The organism is Methylophilus medardicus (assembly GCF_006363955.1).
GTDB classification, from domain to species: Bacteria; Pseudomonadota; Gammaproteobacteria; order Burkholderiales; family Methylophilaceae; genus Methylophilus; species Methylophilus medardensis.
The window spans coordinates 1-12,778 of the sequence record NZ_CP040948.1 but is presented as its reverse complement, the minus strand read 5'-3'; the positions used below and the strand labels follow the sequence as shown (position 1 = coordinate 12,778).

Genomic DNA, 12,778 nt, shown 5'->3' with positions numbered 1-12,778 from the left:
ATTTAACCATCTAGTGCCTCAAAAGTCATCGGTTTATAGTGTGATCCATGCAATCACATCCCCTTGAAAGGAAACCATCATGAAAAAACTAGCCTTTATCAAACGTAGTAACGGCAACCACTGGGTAGGTGACGGCTTTCCGGTGCAAAGTATTTTTTCTTACCGCGATATCGCCGAACAAATTTCGCCTTTTCTGCTGATGGACTATGCAGGCCCGGCGCAATTTGAACCCACCGAACAACGCCGTGGTGTCGGCCAGCACCCACATCGCGGCTTTGAAACTGTCACCATCGTCTACGATGGGCAGGTGTCTCACCATGATTCCACCAACGCTGGCGGTACCATCGGTCCTGGCGAAGTGCAATGGATGACTGCGGGCTCTGGCATTATTCATGAGGAATATCATGGCGATGACTATGCGCGCACTGGCGGTCCGTTTGAAATGATCCAGTTATGGGTGAACCTGCCTGCCAAAGACAAAATGACGGCGCCGGGTTATCAGGGCATTAGTCGCGCACAAATCCCAGAAGTAGCTCTGCCAGACGACGCCGGTAAAGTGCGGATTATTGCCGGCGAATATGCCGGACAAACAGGTCCTGCACGCACCTTTAGCCCGATGAATGTGTGGGATGTACGCCTCAACGCAGGTACACGCAGCACGTTCACGTTGCCAGAGGGGCATACCACTGCCATTTTTGTGCTGCATGGGGCAGTGAAAACGGGCGAGGTTCATACCATCCGCCCTGCAGAGCTGGCCGTGATGCAAACTGAAGGCGACACACTCATTTTGCAGGCGCAACAAGACACCGTGCTTTTGTTACTCAATGGCGAGCCATTGAATGAACCGGTGGTAGGTCATGGCCCCTTTGTGATGAACCGCTGGGAGGAGATTGACCAAGCCATTAACGATTATAACCAGGGGCGATTTGCCACCGCATAGTGCTGCATTTGCTCTAAACAACCTATTATTGAGAGGATTTCTATCATGAATCACAACCCTTATTTGCGCCTTGACCGAGACAACGCGGTGGTATTACTAGTAGATCATCAGGCGGGCTTGTTATCATTGGTCCGCGATATCGAGCCGGACCGCTTCAAAAATAATGTGCTGGCGCTGGCTGATACCGCCAAGTTTTTTGACTTGCCCACCATTTTGACCACGAGCTTTGAAACTGGCCCTAACGGCCCGCTCATGCCAGAGTTAACCGCAATGTTTCCTGATGCGCCATATATCGCACGCCCGGGGCAAATTAACGCTTGGGATAACGACGCGTTTGTAGAGGCAATTAAAGCAACCGGCAGAAAGCAACTGATTCTGGCAGGGGTCGTAACGGAGGTGTGTGTCGCTTTCCCAGCATTATCAGCGATCGAAGCCGGTTTTGAAGTATTTGTGGTGGCAGACGCCTCCGGTACGTTTAATGAGATCACACGCGATGCCGCCTGGCGCCGCATGGAAGCCGCTGGCGCCCAAATGATGACTTGGTTTGGGGTTGCTTGTGAACTGCAACGCGACTGGCGGCGAGATATCGAGGGTCTGGGCACACTATGCGCCAACCACATCCCAGATTATCGCAACCTCATGACGGCTTTTCATGCACAACAAGCCAAATAGAAAAAATGCGGTTTAAAGGCGACCGCCATTCAACTTGTGTGAGCGGTAGTGAAATATTAACGGACCATGATCGGCATTTTGCAGGGCCGATCATAAAGCATCTCCTACAACACAATAGGATAATCACGCATAGCAAGGTCTCCGCACCAAGCGTAATCTGACATGGTCGCGTTTGAAACCAATGTCGAATGTATTTTCGAATTACGTTTCACAACAAGACAAACACGGCAGCCTTAACGGCTGCCGTTTGTACTCCATACAAGGCGTATACAGATGCCTAAAGCCTCTCGCCGAACACGTACACGTAAACAAGATGATTTAAAAAAACACTCTCAACAACGCTGAAAATAAAGCGGCGTTTGCAGCACCCATGGTAAACAAGCAACGCAAACAGGCGGGTAAACCCCAGAACACCTAGCTTAAGGCGTGGAGGCGAATATGTTGCAACAAATTGCACAATTAGAAGCAAAGCCGCTGATTTATCAACCTAGCTATGAAGTGCTTGAGCGTAGTGCAATCAATCAGCGACAGCACTTGCAATATACATTGCAAAAAATCTCCGACATTGCCGCAGGTCAATCTGCGCATAATGCCCGTAGCGTCCATGTAAAAAGCCACGGCCTGATTGCTGCGGAAATCGAAATTTTTGATCAGCTACCTGCAAGCCTTGCGCAAGGCATATTTGCGCAGGGAAAAACCTTGCCATTGGTGATGCGTTTTTCAACCGTGCCCGGCGACATTTTGCACGATAAACCCTGCACGCCACGTAGCTTGGCAATTAAAATACTTGGCGTGAGCGGTGACCGATTACCTGGCAGTGAAGAGGCCACCACGCAGGATTTCTTAATGGTGAATGGCGCCAGTTTTTTATCGTCCAGTGTTCAGATGTTTCTGTCAAACTTGAAACAAATTGCCTGCACACCACAAACAGGGACGGAATTCAGACATTTTTTATCGCCCATTTTCCGTGCCACCGCCAAGCTGGTCGAATCCGTTAAACATGTGCAACTATCGCGGGTTAAACGTCTTCCCCCACCCCAAGAAACCAACATTCTTGGCGAAACCTATTACAGTCAGGACCCCATATTGTATGGCCGCCATATGGCTAAAATCGCCTGTGTGCCGGTGGCTCCCGCGCTTACTGCACTCACCGGCCTGCCCGTAAACGTATTTGCGACCGATGGCCTCAGAAAATGCATGGTGGATTATTTTACTGCGCATACCGCAGTATGGGAGCTTAGAGTGCAACTGTGTACTGACATCGAAAAAATGCCAATCGAGGACGCTACTGTGATTTGGCCACAAGCCAGCTCACCTTATATTCCTGTGGCTCGCATCACGGCTAAGCCGCAAATTGCCTGGAGTCCCTATCGCTCGCAAATCGTGGATGCCGGCATGATCTTTTCACCTTGGCATGGCATTCAAAGCCATCGCCCATTGGGTTCAGTGATGCGGCTGCGTAAAATGAGCTATGAAATGGCGAAGCATCAACGACACCTTCCTGATACCGTGCAGATGCGTGAACCGCAAAACTTGGACGATTTATGTTAATCAAGCCTCAGGGCGGGCAGCATCTAAGACAAACCCGTTAAAGCCCCAATTCGCTTAAGCCAGGGTGATCGTCTGGACGCCTACCCAACGGCCAATGAAACAAACGCTCCTCGGCAGCAATCGGCAGGTCGTTGAGTGACGCATACCGCCGCATCATCAGGCCTTGTGGGTCAAACTCCCAGTTTTCGTTGCCATAAGAACGAAACCAATAACCTGAATCATCATGCCACTCATAGGCATAACGCACAGCAATCCGGTGGTCACTAAATGCCCATAGTTCCTTGATCAAACGGTATTCAAGTTCTTTGTTCCATTTGCGTTCAAGAAATTGCTGTGCCTGCTCGCGCCCTTGAATAAACTCAGCACGATTCCGCCATTGTGTATCTAGCGTGTAAGCCTGTGCCACCTTGGCGGCATCCCGACTGTTCCAGCCATCCTCTGCTAAACGCACTTTTTCAGTCGCGGTTTCGCGTGTAAACGGCGGTAATGGGGGGCGCTTGACTATTGGGCTGGTCATTGAACGCGTCCTTTCTTATTAAGCAAATAGAGATTGGTCTCAGCGGAATCCGTAAGTAGCGTTTGATTATAGCGCTAGCAGCCGCCAGTGACCTTAGTGCCTCGGTGAAAAAATTGCGCTTAAAGGTCTGAAATCAGCGCTAATGCTGATTTTAACTCACTGGCATGAATCTCCCTGACCAGCCGAGTGCGTTCGATACCGTCTCGCATGAAAATCAGGGTCGGCCACAACTTGACCTGAAACGATCGCCCAAGTCTGCGGCCTTTTCCATCTTCAATGTTAATGTGGCGAACGTGCGGAAATGTGGCTAGACCCGCCGTAATGGTCGCTTGTGCCGCTTGGCAGTGCCCGCACCAAACTGCCCCAAACACCAACAAAGTGGCGCCCGAAAGATCATCAATGGTCTCCCGTGTTGGGTCTGCATTTTCCATGTTGATCAATCGCCTATGCGCCTACGAAGACAGTGACTGATCATTTTGGCAGGATCGCCCAACTGTTGCTACTGGTCACGTCGAAAATGTAGGTCTCAAAGGTCATTACCGCTATTTAAGGCGTCTGGCGGAATCTGCCCCTCTGCGATCTCAGAAGCAATCTCTTGTTCTTCGGTTTTAGGCATGGCTGGTGGATTGGGCTTAATTGACTTCTCGAGCGCTTGGCTGGGTATAGCGGGGCGGACTTCAGGTATTGTTGGATGCATCGCTTTTGACATGGTGATCTCCTGGCGCTTGGCGGGATGTGAGCGTTAAAAGGGGGTTAGCGGGGACATGGCATGCCAGCATCTACCCATTGCTGCACCGCTGCCACCGTTTGCGCTTTGGTGAACGGCGGCAGTGTGCGCTCACCACCTGGATCCCAGCCCCAAGCCACCAATTGATCCTCAGCAAAATGCGCTATTAGCTTTTGTCCATCTCGACCGCCGTTGCGTTGCGGGTCCTTAAGCAGCATGCATAAATCTTTGGGGGACACATCCATAAACACCATTTTGTTTTGTGGGGGTGGCAATCGCCAGTGGGGCGCACCGGGCGGCGCATGCGCCCCCATGATGGAAGGCGAATTTTTCTGTTGATGACACGAGCTGCATTCCATGGCCGGCATACCCATCCCATCGCGACCGCGCATCACTAACATCGCATGCGGGCGGCCATTATCAAACTGCAAAGGCTGGTCTCCGGCAATATGGCAGTTTTGGCAACGCGGATGCTGTAATACAGCACGAATCGGTTCAAATAATTGCTTGGTGTCGGCAGCTTCTACCCAGCTAGCCATCATGGCAAATGCACTGAAAATAAAAACTTGCCTGGTTAAATAGCCTAAGCTCGTTTGTTGCCTGAGATGGTGCATGGTGACCTCCCGTGATTTGAAATCTTTTGGTCGTATTAGTTGTCATCGACCTTAGCGGGTGCCTACCTTAGGTAAAGGAGAGCTCGCTCCACAAGGACGCATCTTTCTTCGCGACCGGCTCATCAAACGCATTATGATAAGACCGCGTTACTTTATTCTCTATGGACATGCTGAGCTCAAACTTACTCACGGCAGGAAGCACATGAAACGGCCCTGAAGGGTCAAACGAGCGGTAATCTAGGCACAGGTATATGCCAGGCTCGATTAACAAGTCAAAGCGCTGCGCATAAGCAAACGGCGTGGAGACATCTGTTTGTGTGAAGCCAAATGCCAGTGCATCACGGCTAACGTTATACCAATCTTGCTCTGTACACGCCAAATCGATCGAAAACCGCAAGACGTCAAAAATCTGTTCTGCAAACGCGGGAGGTAGCATGGTTAAACCTGTTATCTAAACAATAAATTGGTCTGAAAATTGATTAAGCAGACGCTTGAATCTGTTGAAACAGTCTATGACGTGCGCATGAGCCGCAATACTGGCGCATCGCTGATTTTATTGTCAGATAAATCTGGCAAAAACCCCTGCGTCCCCAACGCATGCACTGGCCCCTACCGCCGGTCTATGCTAATTTCAGCAAACAATCTGCAAACATTCACTATTAAGGCCGACCATGCATAGCGTTGATTTTCTTGTTCAAGCTGCGATTTATCTTTCGTTTGCCATCGTATTGGTGCCTATTTTTAAAAAATTAGGGTTGGGCTCTGTGTTGGGGTATCTGATTGCTGGGGTGTTGCTCGGACCGCACGCGCTCAAACTCATTGATGATCCAGAGCACGTCATGCATTTCGCTGAATTCGGCGTGGTTTTAATGCTTTTTTTAATCGGCTTAGAGCTTGAATCACAAAAAGTATGGGCGTTACGTCGGTTGCTATTTGGCATGGGGGGCTTGCAAGTCACCGTCACCATCGCAGTGACCACCCTCCTTGCGCAGCAGCTGCACTTTTCATGGCAAGAGGCCCTCATCATCGGCATGGGGGTGGCCATGTCGTCGACCGCTATTGGTCTGACTGCCCTCATTGAAAAAAAACAATTACAGACCCCTGGTGGACAAGCTGCTTTCGCCACCTTGCTTTTTCAAGATCTTTCTGTGATTCCATTATTTATGCTGTTGGCTTGGATTGCCCCCAACCATGAAAAGGCCGGTTTTGACTTATGGGCGATGATTCAAGCGATCTCTGCCATTGTTGCCATCATTGTTGCGAGCCGTACTGTATTAAAACCCATTATGCGGATCATTGCGCAAACCGGCTTACGTGAAGTTTTCGTATCATTCTCATTGTTGTTAGTCATTGGCGTGTCATTAGCCATGCAGTCCGTGGGCCTCTCAATGGCGCTGGGGACATTTTTAGCCGGGGTATTATTAGCCGGTTCTGAATATCGCTATGAATTACGATTAGATATTGAGCCAGTCAAAGGCTTATTATTAGGCTTATTTTTCATTTCTGTAGGCATGACCGTAGATCTGGCCTTGATCATGCATCAACCTCTGATTATTTTTGGATTTGCGCTTGGTATTGTCGGCATCAAAATATGTGTCTTACTTGGACTGGGTAGGCTGTTTAAATACAATTTTCGCGATCAGCTGTTGCTTGCTTTCTCGCTCTCTCAAGTCGGTGAGTTTGCATTTGTGCTGTTTGGTGCTGCATTAAGCCAACAATCCATTTCTCTGCAAAGCTACAACACCCTTAACGCAATTGTTGCTGTGTCTATGCTCTTCACACCCTTATTACTTTTACTCTATAACCGTTTTTTAACCTTGCAATGCGGTGAACGACCCAAAGATTCCATCACTGAAAATAATGGCGTCATCATTGCCGGCTTTGGTCGATTTGGCCAAATTATTGGCCGGGTTCTCGTCGCTAAAGGCATCACCCCTACCCTTATTGATAACGACCCAAATCAGGTAGACCTGACAAGGCAATTCGGCTGGCGTTGTTATTATGGCGATGCATCGAGGTTAGATGTACTAGTGGAGGCTGGCATTGCTGAAGCGCAGCTGTTAGTCATCGCACTGAATGACACCGCCGCAGTATTAGACATGGCAAAACTCGTAAAACAACGCTGGCCAAAAGTCGCCATTGTCGTAAGAGCCAGAAGCAGAACCGATGCGTTCGATTTACGAGAAATGGATTTAAATCCAATACGCGAAACATTTTATTCGTCGTTAGAGGCTGCTCGACAAGCATTAATGGTCATTGGCGAAACTGCCGCCAGCGCAACCAAGATCATTCAGCATTTTGAACAACACGACCAAGCGCAAATCGAAGCCACCCTAAAAATCAGACATGATAGAAAAGCACTTTCTAGCATGATGGAGCAAGGACGAAACGACCTTAAAACATTACTTGAAATGGAGCGCAGTACTACAGACCCACAAACGTAGCTTACAGTCGTCCTAAAAATTAAAGGCTCCATACGGAGCCTTTAATTTCTTCATCTAAGGTGTCAACCCACGTTTAGATGTCGAGCGAACTCACGCTCAGCGCGTTGCTTTCAATAAATGCACGGCGCGGCTCAACGTTATCACCCATCAATGTAGTGAAAATTTCATCGGCACCGATGGCATCCTCGATCTGCACCTTGAGCAAACGACGTACGGTTGGGTCCATGGTGGTCTCCCACAGTTGCTCTGGGTTCATCTCACCCAAGCCTTTATAACGCTGAATATTCAGGTTATGTTTCGCTTCATTGAGTAACCAGTCGAGCGCTTGCTTGAATGTGCTGATTTTTTGCTCTTTTTCGCCACGTTTAATCAGTGCACCTTCGCCCAATAAATGGTTGACCATTTGTGAGGTGCGATTAATTTGACGGTAATCGCCGCTGCTTAAAAATGCAGCATCAATCACGCAGCTTTGCAAATTACCATGCACGAATTTATTGACTTCTAGGCGATAAGCACTGGTTTCGGTGTCTTGTGAAATAATCACCTCAGAACCTACTGCGCCTAAAATAGGACGTAATTTTTCAGCGACCGAGTTAGCTGCTGCTTCGGTGCTTAATTCAATATCACCCACGTCCTGAATCGCACGTAACACGCTTTCATCATACAAGTTGGCAATACGACGAATAACCGCTTCTGTCAGTACCATTTGCTTGGCGATACTATTCAGTGCGTCATCTTTGAGGATTTCGCCACCCTCTTTGGTGACTAAGATCGCATCGCGTAATGCAGAATTCAACAGGTATTCGTCAAGCTCGTGTTCGTCTTTTAAATAACGCTCATCACGACCCTGCTTCACTTTGTACAAGGGAGGTTGGGCAATGTAAATGTGGCCGTTTTCGACCAGCTCAGGCATTTGACGATAAAAGAAAGTTAACAACAAAGTACGAATATGCGCACCATCGACGTCCGCATCCGTCATGATGATAATGCGGTGGTAGCGTAATTTTTCTAGATTAAAATCATCTTTACCAATGCCAGTGCCCATCGCGGTAATCAATGTGGCAATTTCTTGTGAGCCCAACAACTTGTCAAAACGTGCCTTTTCGACGTTAAGAATCTTACCCTTGAGCGGCAATATGGCCTGAAACTTACGATCACGGCCTTGCTTGGCTGAACCACCCGCGGAGTCACCCTCCACCAGGTATAGTTCGCACAAGGCTGGATTTTTTTCTTGGCAATCAGCCAGTTTTCCTGGCAATCCCATCGTGTCCATCACCCCTTTACGGCGGGTAATTTCACGTGCTTTTCGTGCTGCTTCGCGTGCCCGTGCCGCTTCAACAATCTTGCCACATACAATTTTGGCATCTACCGGGTTTTCTTCTAAAAACTCCGCCAATTTTGCTGACACAATTTCTGACACTACCGGTTGTACTTCACTCGACACCAGTTTATCTTTGGTCTGAGATGAAAATTTTGGATCTGGTACTTTGACCGACAACACGCAGGTGATGCCTTCACGCATATCGTCGCCAGTCGTTTCTACTTTGGCTTTTTTTGCAAATTCGTTCTGCTCAATATATTGATTGAGTGTGCGTGTCATTGCCGTACGCAAGCCAGTCAAATGCGTGCCACCATCGCGTTGCGGAATATTATTGGTAAAGCATTGCACGGTTTCAGAGTAGCTATCGTTCCATTGCATCGCCACTTCAACCGTCATATTGTCTTTTTCGCTAATCGCGTAAAACACTTTTGGATGCAAGACGGTTTTAGTGCGGTTCATGTATTCCACGAACCCTTTAATGCCACCGCTAAATGCAAAGTTCTCTGATTTACCTGTGCGTTGGTCTATCAATTCGATTTTCACGCCATTGTTCAAAAATGACAGTTCACGAATGCGTTTCGCTAAAATTTCAAAGTGATATTCAACCAGGGTAAACGTGTCTACAGAGGCTAAAAAATGCACTTCAGTGCCTTTTTTATCGGTTGTGCCGGTCATGGCTAACGGCGCTTGTGGCACACCACGATGAAACTCCATCTGATGTACTTTACCTTTACGATAAATTTTTAAGCGTAACCAATCTGACAAAGCATTGACCACAGACACACCCACGCCATGTAGGCCGCCAGATACTTTGTAGGAGTTTTGGTCAAACTTACCGCCTGCATGCAGCTCGGTCATGACAATTTCAGCCGCAGAGCGTTTGGGTTCGTGTTTGTCGTCGTCTTTCACATCCGTTGGAATGCCACGGCCATTGTCCGAAACGCTGATCGAGTTATCGGGATGAATAATGACTTTGATGTCATCACAGTGTCCAGCCAACGCTTCATCAATCGCATTATCGAGCACTTCAAAAACCATATGGTGCAAACCAGAACCATCTGACGTGTCACCGATGTACATGCCGGGACGTTTACGTACGGCGTCCAAACCTTCCAAAATCTTGATACTGTCTGAGTTATATTCTTGTGGCTGTGCCATAACAAAAGTTTCTTTAATTGAGATTAAAAGACAACGCTGCGTGTTTCACGTGAAACACGCAGGGTGCATTATATGCGCATTGGCATCACAACGTATTTATAGTTGGCATCGCTACCTGCTGTAATCAGGCAACTGCTGTTTGCATCGGCAAACGCAAATTCAATGTTTTCGTCATTGAGGTTATTGAGCACATCAATCAGATAAGTAACATTAAAACCAATATCTAATGGCAATAAGCTGTAATCAATTTCTAATTCTTCTTCGGCTTCTTCTTGCTCAGTGTTGGTACTGATCAATTTAAGCAAGCCTTGTGTAATTACCATCCGAATACTGCGATATTTTTCATTCGATAAAATCGATGCCCGTTGCAACGCCGTCAATATGGCCACTCGATTCACCATAAATGTGTTTTGGTGACCAGTTGGAATTACCCGGTTGTAATCCGGAAACTTGCCATCAATCACTTTGCTGATCAGTTGAATATCGCCAAACTCAAAACTGACTTGGCCATTGAGCAAATCAATCACCACTGGCGATTCTGATTGTTCATCGAGCAATTTAGTCAATTCAAGCACGGTTTTGCGTGGCAAGATCACCTCGGTTTTTTCAAAACTCTGGTCTAAGGTCGTGCTGGTGTAGCTCAAACGATGCCCATCCGTGCCCACCACATGTAGCTGATTGCCATTCACTTCTAGCAGTAAGCCGTTTAAGTAATAACGGATGTCTTGCTGCGCCATGGCAAATTCAACTTGTTTGAGTAAACGCTTCAGCTCCGACTGCGCCAAACTGAAACTGATATTTTGGCCACTCGCTTTACTCATCAACGGATAATCCGCTGCAGGCAAGGTTTGGAGATTGAATCGACTTTTACCCGCTTTTAGTGTGATCCGATTATCTTGGTTGTTCATTTCAATTGACGCACTGTCAGGCAGTGAACGACAGATATCCAGCAATTTCTTGGCAGAAATGGTTGTACTCAATTCGCCTTCGATGCCACCGTGCACTTTCAGCGAAATCTGCATTTCCAGATCAGTCGCTGTCAGATGCATTTCTTGCTGCTTGATGTTAACTAGCAGATTTGAAAGTATCGGTAAGGTATGTCTACGCTCTACGATTCCGGTGACACTATTGAGGGGTTTAAGCAATACCTCACGGTTGATTTTGATTTGCATGGCCTGACCTGTATTAATAACTTTATTTCAATATATAAAAGATAAGATTAATAGTAATGTGCGACTTTTTTGTGGGTAAGTCTAAAAAATTATTAAATTCATAGACTTACAGACATTTTTACTTGTGTATAAATTGCGGTTCTAACATGCATCTTTTGTGGCTAATATTGTAAACTGATTTTATCTTGTCTATACGCAATATTTAAACACAGTCTAATCTCAACTTATCCACAGCTTTTGTTTTCAGTTTTAATCACGAATCACTTGCGTCAACAAACCAATATCACGTGCCAATGTTTGGTCATTTAATCGTAATTGTTCTATTTCTTCGCAAGCGTGCATGACTGTGGTGTGATGTCTGCCACCAAAGGCCTCGCCAATTTCAGGGAAGCTATGATTGGTGAGCTCACGTGCCAATGACATTGCGACTTGTCTAGGCCTAGCTACGTTACGAGAGCGCTTCTTGCTAAACATGTCGCTGACTTTGATCTTATAGTAGTCGGCAACTGTTTTTTGTATGTTTTCCATGGTGATTTGGCGGCCGCGAACGGCGATTAGATCGCGCAAGGCATCCTTAGCTAAATGCACATCGATTGCATGGCCGGTAAAATTGGCCATGGCAATAATGCGGTTCAACGCGCCTTCAAGCTCACGCACACTCGATCTGATTTGCTTGGCTACAAAAAATGCGACGTCTTCGTGCAGATTGATTTTTAGATTCTCAGCTTTTTTGCGCAGAATTGCGACGCGCATTTCTAATTCCGGCGGTTCAACGGCAACCGTTAAGCCCCAGCTAAATCGTGTACGCAAGCGCTCATCCATGTCAGCGATCTCTTTCGGATAGGTATCGCAGGTGATGACAATTTGCTTCTTTTCTTCAATCAAACTGTTAAACGCATAAAAAAACTCTTCTTGCGTACGCGTTTTTTTGGCAAAGAACTGTATGTCGTCAATCAGTAATAAATCTAACGAGTGGTATTGCTGTTTAAATTCATCAAACGCTTTATTTTCATAAGCCTTTACGACATCTGATACATAGCGTTCGGCATGTAGATAACGAATATTGGCATCCGGTTTTGCTTTTTTAAGTTCATTGCCAATGGCTTGCAGTAGATGGGTTTTCCCTAAACCTACCCCACCATATATAAATAAAGGGTTATAGGCTTGCCCTGGATTGCCGGCGACTTGGATCGCGGCTGCGCGGGCCAATTGGTTAGCACGACCAGTGACATAGTTATCAAATAAAAAACTATCGTTTAAACCACTTCCCTTTTCTGATCGCAATGCTTTTACTGGTGCGCGGTTAGGGATAGGTTTTTTTTCAACAGACTTTATGGATGCTGCTGGACTATTAAGCTTGGGGTCTGTCTCTGCGGTGGATTGCGAAGGTGTTTTTTTGGCAGGAGGTTCTGCAGTGGAGGTTTGTTCACTACTATCTACTATCAGTTCTAATACTGCGCTGGTAGATAATTCTGTTGCAATCGCTTCAATGCGTGAAAAAAACTTGCTTTTCACCCATTGCATGACAAATTTGTTGGGCGCGACAATTTGCACCGCATCGCCATTGACGCGTGCTTTCAGCGGTTTTATCCATGTATTGTATTGCTGTGCTGAAAGTTCTTTTTCGAACTTGAGCAGACAATAAGCCCAAAAATTTTCCAT

General features: G+C 47.0%; 12 protein-coding genes. 4 read left to right on the top strand and 8 right to left on the bottom strand.

The features are described from left to right. Nucleotides 1-79: 79 nt before the first annotated feature. The 3 genes from FIT99_RS00060 (at nucleotide 80) to FIT99_RS00050 (ending at nucleotide 3,163) form a co-directional block, all read left to right on the top strand. Nucleotides 80-940, top strand: coding sequence for a pirin family protein (locus tag FIT99_RS00060; protein WP_140001787.1), 861 nt, complete (start codon nucleotides 80-82; stop codon nucleotides 938-940). Nucleotides 941-985: 45 nt separating this feature from the next. Further along, a complete protein-coding gene (gene ycaC / locus FIT99_RS00055; RefSeq protein WP_140001785.1) occupies nucleotides 986-1,612 on the top strand; it encodes an isochorismate family cysteine hydrolase YcaC in 627 nt (208 codons plus the stop codon). Between the two features lie 438 nt (nucleotides 1,613-2,050). Then, a complete protein-coding gene (locus FIT99_RS00050) occupies nucleotides 2,051-3,163 on the top strand; it encodes a catalase family protein (protein ID WP_223261219.1) in 1,113 nt (370 codons plus the stop codon). Between the two features lie 37 nt (nucleotides 3,164-3,200). Here FIT99_RS00050 and FIT99_RS00045 read toward each other — a convergent pair whose 3' ends face one another. The 5 genes from FIT99_RS00045 to FIT99_RS00025 all read right to left on the bottom strand — a co-directional run bounded on the left by FIT99_RS00045 (nucleotide 3,201) and on the right by FIT99_RS00025 (nucleotide 5,457). After that, complete coding sequence (locus FIT99_RS00045) at nucleotides 3,201-3,680, bottom strand: nuclear transport factor 2 family protein (RefSeq protein ID WP_140001783.1); 480 nt, start codon at nucleotides 3,678-3,680, stop codon at nucleotides 3,201-3,203. A 119-nt stretch (nucleotides 3,681-3,799) separates the two neighbouring features. Further along, nucleotides 3,800-4,111 (bottom strand): thioredoxin family protein, encoded by a 312-nt coding sequence (locus FIT99_RS00040; RefSeq protein ID WP_140001781.1) that lies wholly within the window; start codon nucleotides 4,109-4,111, stop codon nucleotides 3,800-3,802. Between the two features lie 95 nt (nucleotides 4,112-4,206). Beyond that, on the bottom strand, nucleotides 4,207-4,389 hold the full coding sequence (locus FIT99_RS00035; RefSeq protein ID WP_140001779.1) for a hypothetical protein: 183 nt from the start codon (nucleotides 4,387-4,389) through the stop codon (nucleotides 4,207-4,209). Nucleotides 4,390-4,433: 44 nt separating this feature from the next. Next, nucleotides 4,434-5,021: a hypothetical protein gene (locus tag FIT99_RS00030; RefSeq protein ID WP_140001777.1), complete on the bottom strand. Its 588-nt coding sequence runs from the start codon at nucleotides 5,019-5,021 to the stop codon at nucleotides 4,434-4,436. 67 nt (nucleotides 5,022-5,088) lie between these two features. Next, the gene (locus FIT99_RS00025) at nucleotides 5,089-5,457 is read right to left on the bottom strand and encodes a hypothetical protein (RefSeq protein WP_140001775.1); all 369 of its coding nucleotides are present in this window, start codon (nucleotides 5,455-5,457) and stop codon (nucleotides 5,089-5,091) included. 235 nt (nucleotides 5,458-5,692) lie between these two features. Between FIT99_RS00025 and FIT99_RS00020 the strand changes: the two genes are divergently transcribed. After that, nucleotides 5,693-7,465, top strand: a complete 1,773-nt coding sequence (locus FIT99_RS00020) for a monovalent cation:proton antiporter-2 (CPA2) family protein (RefSeq protein ID WP_140001773.1) — start codon at nucleotides 5,693-5,695, stop codon at nucleotides 7,463-7,465. A gap of 73 nt (nucleotides 7,466-7,538) precedes the next feature. On the opposite strand, the gene gyrB is transcribed toward FIT99_RS00020, so the two are convergent. The 3 genes from gyrB to dnaA all read right to left on the bottom strand — a co-directional run bounded on the left by gyrB (nucleotide 7,539) and on the right by dnaA (nucleotide 12,778). Beyond that, nucleotides 7,539-9,944 carry a DNA topoisomerase (ATP-hydrolyzing) subunit B gene (gene gyrB / locus FIT99_RS00015; RefSeq protein WP_140001771.1) on the bottom strand — a complete coding sequence of 802 codons (2,406 nt, stop codon included), beginning with the start codon at nucleotides 9,942-9,944 and terminating at the stop codon, nucleotides 7,539-7,541. Between the two features lie 68 nt (nucleotides 9,945-10,012). After that, nucleotides 10,013-11,116 (bottom strand): DNA polymerase III subunit beta, encoded by a 1,104-nt coding sequence (gene dnaN / locus FIT99_RS00010; RefSeq protein WP_140001769.1) that lies wholly within the window; start codon nucleotides 11,114-11,116, stop codon nucleotides 10,013-10,015. 249 nt (nucleotides 11,117-11,365) lie between these two features. Next, nucleotides 11,366-12,778: a chromosomal replication initiator protein DnaA gene (gene dnaA, locus FIT99_RS00005; RefSeq protein ID WP_140001767.1), complete on the bottom strand. Its 1,413-nt coding sequence runs from the start codon at nucleotides 12,776-12,778 to the stop codon at nucleotides 11,366-11,368.

Bases quoted from the DNA above. Each gene is read 5' to 3' on its own strand.
- FIT99_RS00060 (WP_140001787.1), top strand. From the start codon at position 80: ATGAAAAAACTAGCCTTTATCAAACGTAGTAACGGCAACCACTGGGTA.
- ycaC (WP_140001785.1), top strand. From the start codon at position 986: ATGAATCACAACCCTTATTTGCGCCTTGACCGAGACAACGCGGTGGTA.
- FIT99_RS00050 (WP_223261219.1), top strand. From the start codon at position 2,051: ATGTTGCAACAAATTGCACAATTAGAAGCAAAGCCGCTGATTTATCAA.
- FIT99_RS00045 (WP_140001783.1), bottom strand. From the start codon at position 3,680: ATGACCAGCCCAATAGTCAAGCGCCCCCCATTACCGCCGTTTACACGC.
- FIT99_RS00040 (WP_140001781.1), bottom strand. From the start codon at position 4,111: ATGGAAAATGCAGACCCAACACGGGAGACCATTGATGATCTTTCGGGC.
- FIT99_RS00035 (WP_140001779.1), bottom strand. From the start codon at position 4,389: ATGTCAAAAGCGATGCATCCAACAATACCTGAAGTCCGCCCCGCTATA.
- FIT99_RS00030 (WP_140001777.1), bottom strand. From the start codon at position 5,021: ATGCACCATCTCAGGCAACAAACGAGCTTAGGCTATTTAACCAGGCAA.
- FIT99_RS00025 (WP_140001775.1), bottom strand. From the start codon at position 5,457: ATGCTACCTCCCGCGTTTGCAGAACAGATTTTTGACGTCTTGCGGTTT.
- FIT99_RS00020 (WP_140001773.1), top strand. From the start codon at position 5,693: ATGCATAGCGTTGATTTTCTTGTTCAAGCTGCGATTTATCTTTCGTTT.
- gyrB (WP_140001771.1), bottom strand. From the start codon at position 9,944: ATGGCACAGCCACAAGAATATAACTCAGACAGTATCAAGATTTTGGAA.
- dnaN (WP_140001769.1), bottom strand. From the start codon at position 11,116: ATGCAAATCAAAATCAACCGTGAGGTATTGCTTAAACCCCTCAATAGT.
- dnaA (WP_140001767.1), bottom strand. From the start codon at position 12,778: ATGGAAAATTTTTGGGCTTATTGTCTGCTCAAGTTCGAAAAAGAACTT.